Origin of the sequence: Enterobacter cloacae complex sp. IR5402 (assembly GCF_049238125.1) — a bacterium.
Lineage (GTDB): Bacteria > Pseudomonadota > Gammaproteobacteria > Enterobacterales > Enterobacteriaceae > Enterobacter > Enterobacter hormaechei_C.
Genome location: NZ_JBMKHO010000009.1, coordinates 131557 through 149022 on the forward strand (window position 1 = coordinate 131557; position 17466 = coordinate 149022).

Genomic DNA, 17466 nt, shown 5'->3' on the forward strand with positions numbered 1-17466 from the left:
ATGACCGCTATGACAGAACAACAAACGATTTATCAGGAAGTCTCTGCGCTTCTTATTACGCTGTTTGAAATCGCCCCGGAGGATATTACCCCTGAGGCACGTCTTTACGAGGATCTGGACCTCGACAGCATTGATGCCGTCGATATGGTGGTGCACCTGCAAAAGAAAACGGGCCATAAAATCAAGCCTGAAACCTTCAAAGCGGTGCGCACGGTGCAGGACGTCGTGGACGTTGTGGAACAGCTTCAGCGCGACGCGTAACGTGCGTTCGATTCCAGTTCTTCCCGCCCTGACGGGGCTGATGCTGCTGGCATGGCCGTTTTTGATCGGCTTCGGGCTGGCGAATAATAGCCTGCACGGGATACTGCCCGTGATGGCGCTGGTGCTGCTGATGCGCGTCTGCCAGGCCCGTCGGCAGGGCGGCCCCCTGCGTTATCTGTTCGTAAGCGTGGCGCTGGCCGGCATAGCGCTTTGCGCGGCGAGCTACGTCCTGCACGCGCACCAGTGGGTGCTGTTATATCCGGTGGTGGTGAATCTGGTGATGCTGGTGGTGTTTGGCGGTTCGCTGTGGACGGCAATGCCCGTCGTCGAACGGCTGGCGCGCCTGCGTGAACCGGACCTCTCCCCCGTCGGGGTACGTTACACGCGCCGGGTTACCCAGGTCTGGTGCGGCTTTTTTATTATCAACGGGGCGATCGCGCTGTTTACCGTATTACATGCCGATATCCGTCTGTGGACACTGTGGAACGGGATGATTGCCTATCTCCTGATGGGCACGCTGATGGCTGGCGAGTGGCTGGTGCGACAACGGGTGAAGAAAAACGATGCTTAACCCTCTTCCGCTTAGCCAGTGGCTCAGTGCGCCCCGCCCTGACGACACCCCTGTCGCCTGGCAGGACGACCATCTCTGGACGCTTGGCGATCTGCGCCACGACGTCACTCAGCTGGTCGACACGCTGCGTCGTGAAGATGGCGAGCGCTGGGCGCTGTGCATCGAAAACGGCTATCTGTTTATTGTCGCGCTGCTGGCGACGCTGCATGCGGGTAAAACGCCGGTCCTCCCCGGGCACAGCCGGGCGGCGCAGCTTAACGAACAGCGGGCGCTGTTCAGCGGTGTCCTGAGCGACACCACGCTCGATTTTCAGGGGCAACAGCTGCGGGTGGCTTCCGCTCAGCGGGCAGGTCATCCCTTTTCATCGCTGCCTGCCATCGGTGAGATGCGCACGATCGAGCTTTACACCTCCGGCTCGACCGGCACGCCGCAGCGGGTGAGTAAGCCGGTGGTCAGCCTGGATCGTGAGGCTCGTCTTCTGGCGGCGCATTTTGGCGAGCGTCTGGCGGGCTGTCACGTTGTGGCTTCCGTGGTGCTGCACCACCTGTATGGCCTGACGTTTCGTGTCGTCTTACCCCTGGCGCTCGGCCTGCCGCTGCACGCCAGCCTGCTCAACTATGCCGAGCAGCTCTCTGCCCTTCCCGACGATAAACGCTATCTTTTCATCAGCAGTCCGGCGTTTCTCAAGCGGCTGGACGCGTCACTGACGCCGCCCCCCGTCAACCTGCTCTTCTCCGCTGGCGGCGCGCTGCCCTGGCAGGAGGTCGCCGCGGTTCAGGCCTGGCTCAACGTCTGGCCGGATGAAATATACGGCAGCACGGAAACAGGCGTAATGGCCTGGCGCTACCGTCAGGAGGAAAGCACCCGCTGGCAGCCTTTCCCCGGCGTGACGTTTCACGGCGATCGCGTGATGTCGCCGCTGATCCCCGAGGTGGAGGGGGTCGTGCTGGATGATATCCTGCACTTCACGGCTGACGGGCAGTTCAGCCTCGTCGGACGCCGCGGTCGGGTGGTCAAAATTGAAGATAAACGTATTTCACTCGATGACATTGAGCGCCGCCTGTTGGCGCTGGACGGCATCCGCGAGGCCGCCGCGCTGACGGTGACGCGCGGCGGGCGTCAGGGCATTGGCGTATTGCTGGTGCTGAATGAAGCGGTGCGTCAGCAACACGAACAGGGCAAAAAAGCGCAGGAGCTCGCCTGGCGATGCGCCCTTCGCCCATGGCTTGAACCGGTTGCCGTGCCGCGCTACTGGCGGATCGTTGATGAAATCCCGGTCAACAGCATGAACAAGCGCGTGACTGCGCAGCTACAGGAGTTGTTTCATGAAGATCCCTGAAATCGGGCGCCTCCAGCCCGATCCACAGCATCTGGAGATAACCTTTTATCTTGATCCTGACCTGCTCTGGTTTAAGGGACATTTCGCCGTACAGCCGCTGCTGCCGGGCGTGGCCCAGCTCGACTGGGTAATGCATTACGCTGCCGCGCTGGCGCCGGGCTACCGTTTTCACAGTATTCAGAACGTGAAGTTCGCCGCCCCGCTGTTGCCGGAGAATACGGTCACGCTGCTCCTTGCCTGGCAGCCCGAACGCGAGATGCTGACCTTTAGCTACCAGCGCCATGCGGGTAACGAGCGCCACACCGCCAGCAGCGGGAAGATTCGCTTATGTCAGTAACCTTCCGTCCCTGCGTGCTGATCCCGTGCTATAACCACGGGGCGATGATGGCTTCGGTGCTGGCGCGCCTGGCGCCTTTCGATCTGCCCTGTCTGGTGGTGGACGACGGCAGCGATGAAACCACGCGCCGCACGCTTGAAGCGCTGGCGGCGGATCGTCCGCAGGTCACGCTACTGCGGCTGGCCGAAAACAGCGGCAAAGGCGCGGCGATGATGCAGGGGCTGAAAGACTGCGCCGATCGCGGCTTCACCCACGCCGTTCAGGTGGACGCTGACGGCCAGCACGCTATCGAAGACATCCCCAAACTGCTGGCGCTGGCCGAACGCCATCCCGATGCGCTCATTTCCGGGCAGCCCGTTTACGATGACTCGATCCCCCGTTCGCGCCTGTACGGCCGCTGGATAACGCACGTCTGGGTCTGGATTGAAACCCTCTCCCTGCAACTGAAAGACAGCATGTGCGGGTTTCGCGTTTACCCTATAGCCCCGGTTTTGCGCCTTGCAGCAACCACGCCGCTCGGCAGGCGAATGGATTTTGATACCGAAGTGATGGTGCGCCTCTACTGGCAGGGCAACACCAGCTATTTTCTGCCCACCCGCGTGACCTATCCGCCGGACGGGGTATCCCATTTCGATGCCCTGAAAGACAACGTGCGCATCTCGTTGATGCATACCCGTCTGTTTCTCGGCATGCTGCCGCGCATTCCTTCCCTGCTGATGCGTCGCCGCTCGCAGCACTGGGCGCAGCAGCAGGAGGTGAAAGGATTATGGGGCATGCGCCTGATGCTGCGCGTCTGGCAACTGCTGGGGCGTAAGGCGTTTACCGCCCTGCTATGGCCGGTTACGGCCGTCTACTGGCTAACCGCCCGCGCTGCGCGTCAGGCGTCGCAGCAGTGGCTGGCGCGGGTTAAAACGGTGATGGCACAGCGGCAAATGCCGCAACCCGCGCGGCTTAACAGTTTTTCCCACTTCCTGCGCTTCGGTCATGCCATGCTGAACAAAGTGGCCAGCTGGCGCGGCGAAATGAAACTCCATCGCGATCTGGTCTTTGCGCCAGGCGCGCAGGAGGCGCTGGGGCTCGACGATCCTCAGGGCAAACTGCTGCTCGCGTCGCATCTTGGCGATGTGGAAGCCTGCCGGGCGCTGGCCCAGCGCGAAGGGGCGAAAACCATCAACGCGCTGGTCTTTAGCGACAACGCCAGACGTTTTAAGCAGGTGATGGAGGAGATGGCGCCGCAGGCGGGCATTCACCTGATGCCGGTCACCGACATTGGCCCGGAGACCGCCATCCTCATCAAAGAGAAGCTGGATCGCGGCGAATGGGTGGCGATCGTGGGCGATCGCATTGCCGTCACCCCGCAGCGCGGCGGTAGCTGGCGGGTGATATGGAGCGAATTTATGGGCCAGCCCGCGCCGTTCCCGCAGGGGCCGTTTATCCTGGCGTCCATTTTGCGCTGCCCGGTGGTGCTGATTTTTGCCCTCTGTCAGCAGGGAAAGCTGACCCTGCACTGCGAGCCGTTTGCCGACCCGCTGCTGCTGCCGCGCGGCGAACGCCAGCAGGCGCTACAGCAGACCGTCGACCGCTATGCGGAGCGGCTGGAGCATTACGCGCTCTTGTCGCCGCTCGACTGGTTTAATTTTTTCGATTTCTGGCAGCTGCCAGAGATCAACGAGAAGGAGTAAAGGGTGCTGACCGATCCCCGCTTTACGGCTGAAGTTGAAATCACCGTTCCGTTCCACGACGTCGATATGATGGGCGTGGTGTGGCACGGCAACTACTTCCGCTACTTTGAGATTGCCCGCGAAGCGCTGCTCAACCAGTTTGATTACGGCTATCGCCAGATGAAAGCGTCCGGCTACGTCTGGCCGGTGGTGGATACCCGGGTGAAATACCGCGACGCGGTGACCTTCGAGCAGCGCATTCGCATCCGCGCCCACATTGAAGAGGTTGAAAACCGTCTGCGCATCGCCTATCAAATCTTCGACGCGCAAACCGGGAAACGCACCACCACCGGCTACACCATTCAGGTGGCGGTGGAAGAAGCAAGCCGGGAGATGTGCTTTGTCAGCCCGGCCATTCTGTTCGAACGCATGGGGATCGCGCCATGAAATGGATAACGCTACTCGCGCTGCTGGTAAGCCCGCTGGTGAACGCGGTCACGCTGGATGAACTGCAACAGCGGTTTGCGGAGCAACCGGTAGTGCGCGCACACTTCGAACAGACCCGCACGATCAAGGATATGCCTCAGCCCCTGCGCTCGCAGGGGGAGATGCTAATCGCCCGTGACAATGGCCTGCTGTGGGATCAAAAAGCGCCGTTCCCGATGACGCTGCTGCTGGATGACAAACGGATGGTGCAGATCTTCAACGGTCAGTCGCCGCAGACCATTACCGCCGACACTAACCCGCAGATGTTTCAGTTCAACCATCTGCTGCGGGCGCTGTTCCAGGCCGACCGCAAGGTACTGGAAGAGAACTTCCGCGTCGATTTCAAAGACCTGGGCGAAGGCCGCTGGTCGCTGGTGCTGACGCCCGTCACCACGCCGCTGGACAAGATTTTCTCCACCCTTGATTTGAAGGGCGCGATCTATCTGGAATCCATTCGCCTGAACGATAAGCAGGGCGACACGACGGATATCGCCCTCTCCCGCCACCAACTGACGCCCGCCCGCCTGACTGATGCAGAACGCCAGCGCTTTGCCGCACCGTAACGCCCTGCGCCCGGCGCTGCTGTGGGCCGCGGTATGCCTGATCCTGCTGGGCGTGCTGCTGTCGCTGCTGCCTGGCGCGCGGCTGAACAGCAGCGTGCTCGCCATGCTGCCGAAACAGACGCTCGGCGCGATCCCTCCCGCTCTCAACGACGGATTTATGCAGCGCCTCGACCGCCAGCTCATCTGGCTGGTCAGCCCCGGCAAACAGCCGGACCCGCGCGTGGCGCAGCAGTGGTTAACCCTGCTGCAACGCAGCCAGGCGCTGAGTGTCGTAAAAGGTCCGCTGGATGCCGCCGGGCAACAGGCCTGGGGAGATTTCTTCTGGCAGCACCGCAATGGCCTGGTCGATCCGGCCACCCGCGCCCGCCTGCAAAACGGCGGTGAAGCGCAGGCTCAGTGGATCCTGTCCCAGCTCTACTCCGCCTTTTCCGGCGTGAGCGGCAAGGAGCTGCAAAACGATCCGCTGATGCTGATGCGCGGCGCGCAGCTCGCGCTGGCGAAGAACAGCCAGAAGATGCAGCTGATGGACGGCTGGCTGGTGACAAAAGATGCGGCCGGGAACTACTGGTATCTGCTACACGGCGAGCTGGCGGGCTCGTCGTTTGACATGCAGCAAACCCACCAGCTGGTGACCACCCTCAACGCGTTGCAGCAGACGCTGAAAAGCCAGTATCCACAGGCGCAGCTGCTCTCGCGCGGGACGGTGTTCTACAGCGATTACGCCAGCCAGCAGGCTAAAAACGATATTTCCACGCTTGGCGTCGCCACGGTGCTCGGGGTGATCCTGCTGATTGTGTCGGTGTTTCGCTCCGTGCGTCCGCTGCTGCTGAGCCTGCTCTCCATTGCCATCGGCGCGCTGGCGGGGACGGTCGTGACGCTCCTGCTGTTCGGTGAGCTGCACCTGATGACGCTGGTGATGAGCATGAGCATTATCGGCATCTCGGCGGACTATACGATTTACTACCTCACGGAGCGGATGGTGCACGGCGCGGAACACTCGCCCTGGCAAAGCCTGGCAAAAGTGCGTAACGCGCTGCTGCTGGCGCTGCTGACCACCGTCGTGGCGTATCTCTTCATGATGCTGGCCCCCTTCCCCGGCATTCGTCAGATGGCGGTGTTCGCCGCCGCAGGACTGAGCGCCTCGTGCCTGACGGTAATGTTCTGGCATCCGTGGTTGTGCCGTGGCATGCCGGTCCGCCCGGTCCCCCTGAGACGGATAATGCAGCGCTGGCTGGACGCCTGGCGCGACGGTAAAGCCCTCTCTGTCGGGCTGCCGGTAGCGCTGGCGCTGCTCTCCGCCATCGGGATCGCCAGCCTGCGGGTGGATGACGATATCGCCCGGCTTCAGGCGCTGCCGCAGGACATTCTGGCGCAGGAAAAAACCATCACCGCCCTGACCGGGCAAAATGTCGATCAGAAATGGTTCTTGGTGTACGGCGCGTCGGCTCAGGAAACGCTGGAGCGGCTGGAGGCGTTTACCCCGGCGCTGGCGCAGGCGCAAAAAGCCGGAGAATTAACCCGCTGGCGCACCCTGCCGCTGAACTCGCTGGCGCGGCAGAACAGCGATCTGCAACTTCTGCGTAACGCCGCGCCGACGGTGACGAAAATGCTGCAAAGCACGGGGCTGAATGCCGTCCCTCCGAACCTGAACGCCATGCCTGTCAGCGTGGAAGCGTGGCTCGCCAGCCCGGCCAGCGAGGGCTGGCGTTTGCTGTGGCTGACGTTGCCGGACGGCAAAAGCGGTGTGCTGGTCCCGGTCGATGGCGTCAGAAACAGCGCCGCGCTCGGTGAGCTGGCCACCCGCCATCCCGGGGTCGTCTGGGTTGACCGTAAGGCCAGCTTCGACAGCCTGTTTGCGCTCTACCGCTCGCTGCTGTCGGGGCTGCTGGGCGTGGCGCTGGCGGTGATTGCCGGCGGCGCGATGCTACGTCTCGGCTGGCGAAAAGGGCTGGTGGCGCTGGTGCCGTCCGTGCTGTCGCTGGGCGGCGGGCTGGCGGCGCTGGCCATAACGGGCCATCCGGTGAACCTGTTTTCCATGCTGGCGCTGGTGCTGGTCCTCGGCATTGGCATCAACTACACGCTGTTTTTCAGCAACCCGCGCGGCACGCCGCTGACCTCCATGTTGGCGATTACCCTCGCCATGATGACCACCCTGCTGACGCTGGGGATGCTGGTATTCAGCACCACTCAGGCCATCAGCAGCTTTGGCATTGTGCTGGTGAGCGGTATCTTCACCGCGTTCCTGCTCGCCCCGCTGACGATGCCGTCTAACAAAGAGAACTTACCATGACCCGTTTCATTCGCCTGGCGGCAGTGATGATGGCCCTGTTGCTGGCGGGGTGTAGCCATACGACGAACCGCGATGACGCGCGCCCTCAGGCCTGGCTCCAGCCCGGCACCCGCGTCACGCTGCCCCCGCCGGGCATCACGCCTGCCATCCGCGCGCAGCAGTTGCTTACCGGCAGTTTTAAAGGCCAGACCCAGTCGCTGCTGGTGATGCTGAACGCCGACGGAAATAAAGTGACGCTTGCCGGCCTCTCCTCCGTCGGGATCCGCCTGTTCCTCGCCACCTACGACGACACCGGGATCCACACCGAGCAGTCGGTTGTGATGCCGCAGCTGCCGCCCGCCAGCCAGGTGCTGGCCGACGTGATGCTGAGCCACTGGCCGCTCAGCGCCTGGCAGCCGCAGTTGCCGAAAGGCTGGACGCTGAACGATACTGACACCAGACGCGAACTGCGCAACCCCGATGGCAAACTGGTCACGGAAATTGTCTACCTGAACCGTAACGGCAGGCGCGAACCGATTAGCATTGTGCAGCACGCTTTTCACTACCACATCACCATTCAATATCTGGGTGACTGAGATGATTTACCTTTCTGCCGTTGGCATGGTCAACGCGCTCGGCAACTCGGCTGATGAAATAGCGGCGAACCTGATCGCTGGCGTGGCCCCCGGGATGCGCCAACGTGCGGGCTGGCTACAGGGCTTACCCGAGGCCGTGCTGGGAGGCGTGGAGGGTGAACTTCCCCCTGTCCCCGAGTCTTTTTCCGCCCATCGCAGCCGCAACAACCAGCTGCTGCTGGCGGCGCTTGCGCAAATCTGGCCCGCCGTCGATGCGGCCATTGCGCGCGTGGGGCGAGACCGCGTGGCGGTTGTGCTGGGCACCAGCACCTCCGGACTGGACGAGGGTGATGAGTACGTGCGCCGCGCGCAGAACGGCGAGCGCAGCCCGCAGTGGCAATATCCGCAGCAGGAGCTGGGCGATCCGTCGCGCTTTCTCGCCAGCTGGCTTGCGCTGGACGGCCCGGCGTATACCATCTCAACCGCCTGCTCCTCCAGCGCGCGGGCGATCATCAGCGGTCGACGCCTGATCGACGCCGGGCTGGTGGACGTCGCCATCGTCGGCGGGGCCGACAGCCTGAGCCGCATGCCGGTCAACGGCTTCAACAGCCTGGAGTCCTTCTCCCCGACCCTGTGCGAACCGTTTGGCCGCCACCGTCGGGGGATCACCATTGGCGAAGCGGCGGCACTGATGGTGCTGACCCGCGAGCCGGGCGAGGTTGCGCTCCTCGGCGCGGGGGAATCCAGCGATGCGTACCATATTTCCGCCCCGCATCCGCAGGGTGAAGGGGCGATCCGCGCCATCAACCAGGCGCTGAACGAGGCGGGAATGACGGCGGCGGACGTCGGTTATATCAACCTGCACGGCACCGCCACGCCGCTGAACGATCGCATTGAGGCGCAGGTGATCCACGATCTCTTTGGCGACCGCGTGCCGTGCAGCTCCACGAAACATCTTACCGGCCACACGCTGGGCGCCGCGGGGATCACCGAGGCCGCCCTGAGCTGGCTGATCCTGACCCGAAGCCTGACGCTGCCGCCGCAGGATTTTTCCCGCTACGCGCCGGACGACACCCTGCCCGCCTTCGGCCTACTGCACCAGAGCGCACCGCTGAATAAACCGGTGATCCTGTCAAACTCCTTCGCGTTTGGCGGCAACAACGCCAGCCTTCTGCTGGGGAGAGTATGATGCACTACTTACCTCCCGGGGATTATCTTCCTCACGACACGCCGATGCTGCTGCTTGAGAGCGTGGAAAGCGTCACCGATGACCGCGCCGTTTGCAGCGTGACGGTGAACGAACGGGTCGTTCTGGCCCCGTTCCTGGACGCGGACGGCAACCTGCCTGGCTGGTTTGCGCTGGAGCTGATGGCCCAGACCGTGGGCGTCTGGTCTGAATGGCACCGGATGCAAAAAGGGCTGCCGCACTGTGCGCTGGGCATGGTGCTGGGCGCGCGCGAGCTGGTGTGCGACGCAGGGCATTTTGCCGCAGGCAGCACGCTGACCATCACCATCGAACGTCTGATGCAGGATGAACGCTTTGGCAGCTTCGAGTGCACCATTCATGCGGATAGTGTCTCCCTCGCCACGGGCCGCGTGAACACCTTCCAGCCGAGCGAGGAAGAATTAACCACACTTTTCAACCAGGGAACACCATCATGAGATCCGTACTGGTCACCGGCGCCAGCAAAGGCATTGGCCGCGCTATCGCCCTTCAGCTTGCGGCGGACGGTTTCACCGTCGGCGTGCATTACCATCGTGATGAAGCGGGCGCGCAGGAGACGCTGGAAGCGATTGTCCAGGCAGGCGGCGCGGGCCGTTTACTCACCTTCGACGTGGGCAACCGCGAGCAGTGCCGCACGGTGCTGGAAAAGGAGATCGCTGACCACGGCGCGTGGTATGGCGTGGTCAGTAACGCCGGTATTACCCGCGACGGCGCATTTCCTGCGCTCAGCGACGATGACTGGGACAGCGTGATCCACACCAATCTCGACAGTTTTTATAACGTCATTCATCCCTGCATTATGCCGATGATCGGCACCCGCAAGGGCGGGCGGATCATCACCCTGTCGTCGGTGTCAGGCATTATGGGCAACCGTGGGCAGGTGAACTACAGCGCGGCGAAAGCCGGGATCATCGGCGCCACCAAAGCGCTCGCCACCGAGCTGGCAAAACGCAAAATCACCGTCAACTGCATCGCGCCAGGGCTGATCGATACCGGCATGATCGAAATGGACGAAGCCGCACTGCACGCGGCGATGTCGATGATCCCGATGCAGCGTATGGGCCAGGCCGAGGAGGTCGCGGGGCTGGCGAGTTACCTGATGTCGGATAAAGCAGGCTATATGACGCGTCAGGTGATTTCGATTAACGGAGGCATGCTATGACCCGCCGGGTAGTGATTACGGGCATGGGCGGCGTCACCGCGTTCGGCGAGGACTGGCCGACCATCTCGCGCCGTCTGCGCGAGTATGAAAATGCGGTGCGTACCATGACGGAGTGGCAGGCGTATGACGGCCTGCAAACCCTGCTCGCCGCGCCGATCGAAGACTTCACTCTCCCCGCTCACTATACCCGTAAGCGCATTCGCGCCATGGGCCGCGTGTCGCTGCTCTCTACCCGCGCCACCGAGCTGGCGCTGGAGCAGGCGGGACTGATCGACGACGCGGTGCTGACCAACGGTCAGACCGGCATCGCCTACGGCTCGTCGACCGGCAGCACCGGGCCGGTCAGCGAGTTTGCCTCCATGCTCACCGAAAAGCACACCCACAACATCACCGGCACCACCTATGTGCAGATGATGCCGCACACCACGGCGGTGAATACCGGGCTGTTCTTTGGCCTGCGCGGACGGGTGATCCCCACCTCGAGCGCCTGTACCTCTGGCAGCCAGGCGATTGGCTACGCCTGGGAAGCGATTCGTCACGGCTACCAGACGGTGATGGTGGCAGGCGGCGCGGAAGAGCTGTGCCCGTCGGAAGCGGCGGTTTTCGATACCCTGTTTGCCACCAGCCAGCGTAACGACGCGCCAAAAACCACGCCGTCGCCGTTTGACGTTCAGCGCGATGGCCTGGTGATTGGCGAAGGGGCGGGTACGCTGGTGCTGGAAGCGCTGGATCACGCCAGAGCGCGCGGAGCGACAATTTATGGCGAGATCGTGGGCTTTGCCACCAACTGCGATGCGGCGCACATCACCCAGCCCCAGCGTGAAACCATGCAGGTGTGTATGGAGCAGTCGCTGGCGATGGCGGGTCTTGGCCCTCAGAACATTGGCTACATTTCTGCCCACGGCACGGCAACCGATCGCGGGGATATCGCCGAGAGTCAGGCGACCGCCGCCATTTTCGGCGACAGCGTGCCCATCTCATCCTTAAAGAGTTATTTCGGTCATACCCTGGGTGCCTGCGGCGCGCTGGAAGCCTTGCTGAGTCTGCACATGATGCGGGAGGGCTGGTTCACGCCGACGCTCAATTTAAGACAACCGGATGAGCAATGCGGCGCTTTAGATTATATTATGGGGGAAACCCGCCCGATTGATTGCGAATTTATTCAGAGCAATAACTTTGCCTTTGGCGGCATCAATACCTCGATAATCATTAAACGCTGGGCGTAACTATGTACCAGTTTGTACTGGGAAAGATCTCCACCCTTAGCGCGGACCCGCTGGCGTCAACGCTCGCAGACATGGCACCTCAGGGTGCACGACACGCTTCCTGGCTTGCAGGCCGGACGCTGCTCGCCAGAACCTTATCCCCCTCGCCCCTTCCCGAGATAATTTACGGCGAGCAGGGAAAACCGGCCTTCGCTAACGGCCATCCGCTGTGGTTTAACCTGAGCCACAGCGGGGACGATATTGCCCTGCTGATGAGCGATGAAGGTGAAGTGGGCTGCGATATCGAAGTGATCCGCCCGCGGGAGAACTGGCAGGCGCTGGCAAATGCCGTTTTCAGCCTCACCGAACATGACGAGCTGGAACGTGAAGCGCCGGAAGAGCAGCTTTCCGCATTCTGGCGCATCTGGACACGCAAAGAGGCAATCGTCAAACAGCGTGGCGGCAGCGCGTGGCAGATAGTCAGCATTGACAGCACCGCCCAGTCGCTCCCGGTCAGTCAGCTACGCTTCGGCTCGCTGAGCCTGGCGGTCTGTACCCCTACGCCTTTCACCTTAACGGCGGAAGCGGTTACTTACTCCGGTGTTCCTGCGGCATAAAAAACGGCCATGCCGGTTAAAACCAACATGGCCGATGTCCCGTTCACGTTGTTCTCGATCTTATTTTAAATTTTCCGGGAAGTTTGCAGGCAGCTCGCTGGCCGCGCAATTGATCACGCTATCGTCATTCGCACCGCAGTCACGCACGAAGGTGATGGTGGCAAATTCATCAATCACTTCGGTTGGATACGCTGGTCCGGCATCACGGTAGCTGTTCATCAGCGGAATGTGATCGTTCTGGAAGCAGACGGTTTTTTCCGGATTATTCATGACCCAGCGCGGGAAGAAGATGGTGCCGTGGAACAGGCGGTCGCCCAGGTTCACGATCAGGCTCACGTCAGTACCGGTTGGCTCCGTCCAGGAAATTTTATAGATGCTCTCCCCAACACGGACGATGTAGGCCTGCTGATCTTTCACCCAACGGTTGCCCACCAGACCACTGTGAATACGGTAGTCCAGGGTGTTTTCGTTTTTAACGTAAATTTCGTAATTCCAGCCATTATCGTAGGTATATACAAGATGTTTGCCGACGAAGCCGCTTAAATCATGTTTATCGAAGGTGCTCATACGCTGTCTCCTTTGTTTTGATGAGACGATCGTACCCCTTCAAAAAATGAATAAATAACGCTATGTTTGAATCAAATTCATCCAAAATTTAGATTAATTATGCACAAGACGACGCTCGAACAGTGGGCCTTGCTGGAGAGAGTCATCGAGGCTGGCAGCTTCGCTAAGGCGGCGGAAGAGACCTACCGCAGCCAGTCCTCGGTCAGCTATAACCTGTCGCTTTTGCAGGAGCGGCTGGGCGTGGCGCTCCTGATGACAGAGGGACGGCGTGCCGTGCTAACCCCGGCGGGTGAGCTGTTGCTGAATCAGGTTAAACCGCTGCTGAAAGCCTTCGCCTATGTTGAAACGCGCGCTGCGACCCTGCGCAGCGGGATGCGAACCCGTATCGACCTGATGGTAGACAGTATTTTTCCGCGTAGCCGGCTGTTCGCGATTTTGCGCCAGTTTCAGCAGCTGTACCCGCAAACGCAGGTGCGGCTTACCGAGGTGCTGGAAAACAGCCGCGCAGATGCGCTCAATGATGAAGCCGACGTGATGGTCTTAACCCGCCGCCAGGACATTACCGGCCTGGGCGAATGGCTGATGAATATCGATTTTGTTGCCGTCGCGCATCACGCGCACCCGCTGTTTTCGCTGGATACGCCGCTTAATGACGAGATGCTACGGCCGTGGCCGCGCATTCAGATCGCAGACAGCCAGCCCACCACTCACCCCACCGGGGAGTCGTGGACATTCTCCACTATCGATGCCGCGATCGAAGCGGTGATGTATCAGGTTGGATACGGCTGGTTACCGGAAGAACGCATTCAGACCCCGCTCCAGCAGGGCATCCTTAAAACGCTGCCGCTCAGCCACGGCGTACGTCGCGCCACGCCGCTGCACCTCATCGTCAAACGCTCCCTCAGCCCGCTGGACGAGCAGGTTGAGACGCTGTTGCGCCTTTTTAAGCAGGAGCCGTCATCGTCAACTGCTACGCTTTAAGTTTTGAACCATAAAACGACAAGGAGTGAACGATGAAAATCGATTTAACGGGGAAAGTAGCGCTGGTGACCGCGTCCACCGGCGGTATTGGGTTTGCCATCGCCCGCGGGCTGGCGGAGAGCGGTGCGGAAGTGATCGTAAACGGACGCAGCGTCGACTCGGTGAATAAAGGCATTCAGGCGCTACAGCAGGTGGTGCCTGGCGTACAGCTCCGTGCCGCCATCGCCGACCTGAGCTCGCAGGAGGGCGTTGACGAACTGCTCAGGGTCGCCACGCACGTCGATATTCTGGTGAATAACGCCGGGATCTATGGCCAGCAGGATTTTTATTCCACCGACGACGAGACCTGGGAACGCTACTGGCAAACCAACGTGATGTCCGGCGTGCGCCTCTCCCGTGCCCTGTTGCCCGGCATGGTACAAAAGGGCTGGGGTCGGGTAGTGTTTATCTCGTCAGAATCGGCCTGCAATATTCCTGCGGATATGATCCACTATGGCGTGACAAAAACCGCCCAGCTCTCGCTGGCGCGCGGTCTGGCGAAGTTCGTGGCAGGCAGCGGCGTGACGGTGAACAGCGTACTGCCGGGCCCGACAATGTCGGACGGTTTTGCCGCGATGATGAAAGACGAAATCGAAAGAACCGGTAAATCGCTGGAGCAGCTGGCGAAAGCGTTCGTGATGGAGAATCGTCCCAGCTCGGTTATTCAGCGCGCCGCAACGGTAGAAGAAGTGGCGAATATGGTGGTGTATGTCTGTTCCATGCAGGCCTCCGCGACTTCCGGCGCGGCGCTGCGCGTTGACGGTGGCGTGGTGGATGACATAGTTTGACCCGTCAGGCCACAGGTTCAGGAAAAAATGCGACCTGATATAAGGACTATGAAGGTAAAGCAGGTAAACTAGTGAACAGAATGTGTATTTCAGCTAAGACGTATTTATGACCAATATGATTGCCGACGAAGCCGTGGCGAAGTCCAGCGTGCTCTCTGTCTTTGACTTTGATGGTACGTTGACGCACCACGACAGTTTTATCCCGTTCCTGCGCTTTGCCTTTGGCAAGCGCTACTTTGCTGGCCGACTGGTGCGCATGGCCCTGCCTACGCTGCACTGTGTGCGCCGCAAGCTGACGCGAGATGAGCTGAAAGAGGTGTTGATCAAAACCTTCCTGACGGGGGTGGATGAGCACTGGTTACGTCAGCAGGCGGAAGCCTTCTGTGAAAAATACTGGAACAAGCTGATGCGCCCGGAAGGTGTGCTGGCCGTCGCCAACGAGGTCAATTCCGGTGCGGAAGTGACGATTTGCTCTGCTTCCCCGGCGCTGGTATTGCAGCCGTGGGCCGATAAGCTCGGCATTAAGCTGATTGGCACGCAGCTGGAAGTGAAAGACGGCAAGCTGACCGGGCGGATCACCGGCCACAACTGCCGGTGTGCCCAGAAGGTGGCGAGGCTGGAGAAGGTGTATGGGGATTTGAACGCGTATCACCTGCGCGCCTGGGGCGACACGCGTGGCGACCACGAGTTGCTGGCGGCGGCGCAGGATCCGCACTGGCGGCATTTTCATCATCCGAGCAAGCGCCGAAATTCACCAATTAAGGGTTAGGTGCGGCCCGGTGCCCTCACCCCGGCCCTCTCCCACAGGGAGAGGGAGAAAAGCGGTACATCAGGCCTCACGTTTTCCCGGGAACATCACGCTCGCAATAATCCCCAGCGCCAGTACCCCCAGCACCACAAACAGGCTTGCCGTGGCGCCGATGTTATAACCGTGATGCCAGAAGTGGTCGGTCGCATTCAGCCCCAGCTTGAACGCCACGAAGAACAGCAGTAACACCACCGCTTTCTCCAGATGCACCAGATACTGCTTCAGCGCTTCCAGCACAAAGTAGAGGGTACGCAGGCCGAGGATCGCGAACATCATTGCGCTGTAGATAATCAGCGGCTCACGGCTGACGGCAATGATTGCGGGTACGGAATCGAAGGCGAACATCACGTCGGACAGCTCCACCACCGCAACACAGAGCAGCAGCGGCGTCGCGTAGCGCTTCGCCTTCTTCACGCGGCCTACCATTACATCCTTGTTTTCAGGCTTCTCCAGTTCGGCATCCACCTCTTTCTGGGTCAGGATAAACGCATGGCTGCTGATTTTTGGCCACACCGGGTAGAAGCGTTTCACCAGGCGGTACGCCAGATGGTTGGAATAATCTTCTACTTCATCGCTCTCTTCATTGCGTTTCAGCATCATCACCGCCGTCCAGCCGACGACCAGCGCAAAAATGACCTCAACATACGGCCCCAGGCTCAACAGACTGGTGCCGATGGCAACAAAAATACCGCGGAACACAATCGCCCCGAGCACGCCCCAGTAGAGCACGCGGTGACGATATCTATCCGGCACGCCGAACCAGGCGAAGATCGCCATCATCACAAACAGGTTGTCGACGGAGAGCACCTCTTCCAGCGCATAGCCGGTCAGGAACAGACTGGCCATCTCCGCGCCGTGGTGCACGTATAAAAATCCGGCGAAGGCCATCGCCATCATGACCCAGAAGATGGACCACATAACCGCGCTTTTCAACGAGATCGGTTTATCGTGACGGTGCATGAAGAGGTCGATAAACATCGCCCCAACGGCCATCACCACGAAGACAACAACGGTTTCCGTCGGGAAACCGAGATGAGCAGCAGACATAGACAACCCTTTTAAGAAGACAAAACACCATGCACACAATAAAAAGCGTGGGCCCGTTAAGGAGGCATCACGCTAAAAAATAAATATTAACCGTTCTTTTCAGCTGTGTAGAGACATTAAAGTTGTATCCTTTAACCTGAAAAAGACTTTAAAGTTGTAAAGTTTTAAAAAAACACATACAAAACATGATGCTAAGTGTGTATCACACGCTGTTCCAACATTATGCCTTGATGTTCTTGCAGGAACTGCAATTTACAGGAGGAAAAAGGTGTTTTTGTAGTTATCTGGCGTTACGTGACAGTGTTGGTCAGATACTTCCACCTCTTCAGAGTTAAAGTTTGATATATGGGAAAAAAAACGCTCCCGGACGGGAGCGTAAGCCAGTGACTTCGGCGTCAAATGAGGGTCTAACAAGTGGAGCTGCGGGTTAATTCTGGGTGATCTGACTGCGATGCTTATCAGCCTGCTGCTGGTGAACAACGGAAGACTGACCATTATTCGCCTTCTCATGTACAGCTGCGGCCTTCTCATGCTCGCTCATTTCAGAAAATGACTTTGCTGTTTCGTTGGTAGCTCCGGGTTTAGCTTTCATCATTTTTTTATGCATTTCAGCCATGTCCTGGTGGGCAGCAGAATTGCTGTTTTGCATCATGTCATGGGACATTGCGGCCTGATCGTGACTGCTCATATCCATCATTGTCATGCTGTCTCCCTGAATTGCACTTTTTTCAGCAGATGACTGCATCTGGTGGGCAGGTGCCTGTGCATTATTTACCTGGTCATGCATGTTCATTGTCTCTGCAGCCATGGCAGATGAAGCGGCAGCCATAATGGCAACAAATGATACGAGAATCTTTTTCATGGTTGGGTCTCCGGTGTTTACATACCCAAACAATCAATGGCTTATAACAGAGAAAGCAGTTGATCTCAGGGCGGGTTAATCATCACTCCAGGAACCAGGTGAT

20 protein-coding genes are annotated in these 17466 nt (G+C 59.9%); 17 read left to right on the forward strand and 3 right to left on the reverse strand.

Annotation, left to right across the window (positions count from 1 at the left end):
- The first annotated feature begins 9 nt into the window (after positions 1–9).
- The 14 genes from ACOTXL_RS16105 to acpT are packed head-to-tail and all read left to right on the forward strand — an operon-like array spanning position 10 to position 12271.
- The gene (locus ACOTXL_RS16105; protein ID WP_003861262.1) at positions 10–261 is read left to right on the forward strand and encodes an acyl carrier protein; all 252 of its coding nucleotides are present in this window, start codon (positions 10–12) and stop codon (positions 259–261) included.
- A complete protein-coding gene (locus ACOTXL_RS16110) occupies positions 233–832 on the forward strand; it encodes a hypothetical protein (RefSeq protein ID WP_003861260.1) in 600 nt (199 codons plus the stop codon). Before ACOTXL_RS16105 ends, ACOTXL_RS16110 begins: the two co-directional genes overlap by 29 nt.
- A complete protein-coding gene (locus tag ACOTXL_RS16115) occupies positions 825–2171 on the forward strand; it encodes an AMP-binding protein (RefSeq protein WP_045349877.1) in 1347 nt (448 codons plus the stop codon). Before ACOTXL_RS16110 ends, ACOTXL_RS16115 begins: the two co-directional genes overlap by 8 nt.
- Entirely contained in the window at positions 2158–2508 is a 351-nt protein-coding gene (locus ACOTXL_RS16120) for a hydroxymyristoyl-ACP dehydratase (protein WP_003861256.1), read from the forward strand. Before ACOTXL_RS16115 ends, ACOTXL_RS16120 begins: the two co-directional genes overlap by 14 nt.
- The gene (locus ACOTXL_RS16125; RefSeq protein WP_045349879.1) at positions 2499–4190 is read left to right on the forward strand and encodes a glycosyltransferase family 2 protein; all 1692 of its coding nucleotides are present in this window, start codon (positions 2499–2501) and stop codon (positions 4188–4190) included. The genes ACOTXL_RS16120 and ACOTXL_RS16125 overlap by 10 nt, the downstream gene beginning before the upstream one ends.
- Before the next feature lie 3 nt (positions 4191–4193).
- Positions 4194–4616, forward strand: a complete 423-nt coding sequence (locus tag ACOTXL_RS16130) for an acyl-CoA thioesterase (protein ID WP_003861252.1) — start codon at positions 4194–4196, stop codon at positions 4614–4616.
- Positions 4613–5218: an outer membrane lipoprotein carrier protein LolA gene (locus tag ACOTXL_RS16135; RefSeq protein WP_023314981.1), complete on the forward strand. Its 606-nt coding sequence runs from the start codon at positions 4613–4615 to the stop codon at positions 5216–5218. The genes ACOTXL_RS16130 and ACOTXL_RS16135 overlap by 4 nt, the downstream gene beginning before the upstream one ends.
- A complete protein-coding gene (locus ACOTXL_RS16140; RefSeq protein ID WP_045349880.1) occupies positions 5187–7508 on the forward strand; it encodes an MMPL family transporter in 2322 nt (773 codons plus the stop codon). The genes ACOTXL_RS16135 and ACOTXL_RS16140 overlap by 32 nt, the downstream gene beginning before the upstream one ends.
- Entirely contained in the window at positions 7505–8083 is a 579-nt protein-coding gene (locus ACOTXL_RS16145; RefSeq protein WP_003861246.1) for a DUF3261 domain-containing protein, read from the forward strand. The genes ACOTXL_RS16140 and ACOTXL_RS16145 overlap by 4 nt, the downstream gene beginning before the upstream one ends.
- A 1-nt stretch (position 8084) precedes the next feature.
- Positions 8085–9251: a beta-ketoacyl-[acyl-carrier-protein] synthase family protein gene (locus ACOTXL_RS16150; RefSeq protein WP_045349881.1), complete on the forward strand. Its 1167-nt coding sequence runs from the start codon at positions 8085–8087 to the stop codon at positions 9249–9251.
- A complete protein-coding gene (locus ACOTXL_RS16155) occupies positions 9248–9724 on the forward strand; it encodes a 3-hydroxy-fatty acyl-ACP dehydratase (RefSeq protein ID WP_045349882.1) in 477 nt (158 codons plus the stop codon). The genes ACOTXL_RS16150 and ACOTXL_RS16155 overlap by 4 nt, the downstream gene beginning before the upstream one ends.
- Positions 9718–10449, forward strand: a complete 732-nt coding sequence (locus ACOTXL_RS16160; RefSeq protein WP_045349883.1) for a 3-ketoacyl-ACP reductase FabG2 — start codon at positions 9718–9720, stop codon at positions 10447–10449. The genes ACOTXL_RS16155 and ACOTXL_RS16160 overlap by 7 nt, the downstream gene beginning before the upstream one ends.
- Entirely contained in the window at positions 10446–11675 is a 1230-nt protein-coding gene (locus ACOTXL_RS16165; RefSeq protein ID WP_045349885.1) for a beta-ketoacyl-ACP synthase, read from the forward strand. Before ACOTXL_RS16160 ends, ACOTXL_RS16165 begins: the two co-directional genes overlap by 4 nt.
- A gap of 2 nt (positions 11676–11677) precedes the next feature.
- Positions 11678–12271, forward strand: a complete 594-nt coding sequence (gene acpT / locus ACOTXL_RS16170; RefSeq protein WP_023323849.1) for a 4'-phosphopantetheinyl transferase AcpT — start codon at positions 11678–11680, stop codon at positions 12269–12271.
- Between the two features lie 60 nt (positions 12272–12331).
- Here acpT and ACOTXL_RS16175 read toward each other — a convergent pair whose 3' ends face one another.
- Positions 12332–12838, reverse strand: a complete 507-nt coding sequence (locus ACOTXL_RS16175) for a phenolic acid decarboxylase (protein ID WP_003861232.1) — start codon at positions 12836–12838, stop codon at positions 12332–12334.
- A gap of 99 nt (positions 12839–12937) precedes the next feature.
- Between ACOTXL_RS16175 and ACOTXL_RS16180 the strand changes: the two genes are divergently transcribed.
- From ACOTXL_RS16180 to ACOTXL_RS16190, 3 genes are all read left to right on the forward strand, one after another.
- A complete protein-coding gene (locus ACOTXL_RS16180) occupies positions 12938–13819 on the forward strand; it encodes a LysR family transcriptional regulator (protein WP_023314988.1) in 882 nt (293 codons plus the stop codon).
- Between the two features lie 32 nt (positions 13820–13851).
- A complete protein-coding gene (locus ACOTXL_RS16185) occupies positions 13852–14646 on the forward strand; it encodes an SDR family NAD(P)-dependent oxidoreductase (protein ID WP_045349886.1) in 795 nt (264 codons plus the stop codon).
- A gap of 106 nt (positions 14647–14752) precedes the next feature.
- Positions 14753–15415: an HAD family hydrolase gene (locus ACOTXL_RS16190; protein WP_003861228.1), complete on the forward strand. Its 663-nt coding sequence runs from the start codon at positions 14753–14755 to the stop codon at positions 15413–15415.
- Between the two features lie 60 nt (positions 15416–15475).
- Here ACOTXL_RS16190 and ACOTXL_RS16195 read toward each other — a convergent pair whose 3' ends face one another.
- Together ACOTXL_RS16195 and pcoE are read right to left on the reverse strand one after the other, a co-directional pair.
- The gene (locus ACOTXL_RS16195; RefSeq protein WP_015571505.1) at positions 15476–16501 is read right to left on the reverse strand and encodes a TerC/Alx family metal homeostasis membrane protein; all 1026 of its coding nucleotides are present in this window, start codon (positions 16499–16501) and stop codon (positions 15476–15478) included.
- 427 nt (positions 16502–16928) lie between these two features.
- Positions 16929–17363 (reverse strand): copper resistance system metallochaperone PcoE, encoded by a 435-nt coding sequence (gene pcoE, locus ACOTXL_RS16200; RefSeq protein ID WP_000723069.1) that lies wholly within the window; start codon positions 17361–17363, stop codon positions 16929–16931.
- Positions 17364–17466 lie beyond the last annotated feature (103 nt).

Excerpts from the sequence above, each read along its gene's own strand:
- ACOTXL_RS16185 (WP_045349886.1), top strand. The coding sequence starts at position 13,852 with ATGAAAATCGATTTAACGGGGAAAGTAGCGCTGGTGACCGCGTCCACC.
- ACOTXL_RS16190 (WP_003861228.1), top strand. The coding sequence starts at position 14,753 with ATGACCAATATGATTGCCGACGAAGCCGTGGCGAAGTCCAGCGTGCTC.
- pcoE (WP_000723069.1), bottom strand. The coding sequence starts at position 17,363 with ATGAAAAAGATTCTCGTATCATTTGTTGCCATTATGGCTGCCGCTTCA.
- ACOTXL_RS16125 (WP_045349879.1), top strand. The coding sequence starts at position 2,499 with ATGTCAGTAACCTTCCGTCCCTGCGTGCTGATCCCGTGCTATAACCAC.
- ACOTXL_RS16115 (WP_045349877.1), top strand. The coding sequence starts at position 825 with ATGCTTAACCCTCTTCCGCTTAGCCAGTGGCTCAGTGCGCCCCGCCCT.
- ACOTXL_RS16105 (WP_003861262.1), top strand. The coding sequence starts at position 10 with ATGACAGAACAACAAACGATTTATCAGGAAGTCTCTGCGCTTCTTATT.
- ACOTXL_RS16195 (WP_015571505.1), bottom strand. The coding sequence starts at position 16,501 with ATGTCTGCTGCTCATCTCGGTTTCCCGACGGAAACCGTTGTTGTCTTC.
- ACOTXL_RS16155 (WP_045349882.1), top strand. The coding sequence starts at position 9,248 with ATGATGCACTACTTACCTCCCGGGGATTATCTTCCTCACGACACGCCG.
- acpT (WP_023323849.1), top strand. The coding sequence starts at position 11,678 with ATGTACCAGTTTGTACTGGGAAAGATCTCCACCCTTAGCGCGGACCCG.
- ACOTXL_RS16175 (WP_003861232.1), bottom strand. The coding sequence starts at position 12,838 with ATGAGCACCTTCGATAAACATGATTTAAGCGGCTTCGTCGGCAAACAT.
- ACOTXL_RS16165 (WP_045349885.1), top strand. The coding sequence starts at position 10,446 with ATGACCCGCCGGGTAGTGATTACGGGCATGGGCGGCGTCACCGCGTTC.
- ACOTXL_RS16140 (WP_045349880.1), top strand. The coding sequence starts at position 5,187 with ATGCAGAACGCCAGCGCTTTGCCGCACCGTAACGCCCTGCGCCCGGCG.
- ACOTXL_RS16180 (WP_023314988.1), top strand. The coding sequence starts at position 12,938 with ATGCACAAGACGACGCTCGAACAGTGGGCCTTGCTGGAGAGAGTCATC.
- ACOTXL_RS16150 (WP_045349881.1), top strand. The coding sequence starts at position 8,085 with ATGATTTACCTTTCTGCCGTTGGCATGGTCAACGCGCTCGGCAACTCG.
- ACOTXL_RS16145 (WP_003861246.1), top strand. The coding sequence starts at position 7,505 with ATGACCCGTTTCATTCGCCTGGCGGCAGTGATGATGGCCCTGTTGCTG.
- ACOTXL_RS16120 (WP_003861256.1), top strand. The coding sequence starts at position 2,158 with ATGAAGATCCCTGAAATCGGGCGCCTCCAGCCCGATCCACAGCATCTG.
- ACOTXL_RS16135 (WP_023314981.1), top strand. The coding sequence starts at position 4,613 with ATGAAATGGATAACGCTACTCGCGCTGCTGGTAAGCCCGCTGGTGAAC.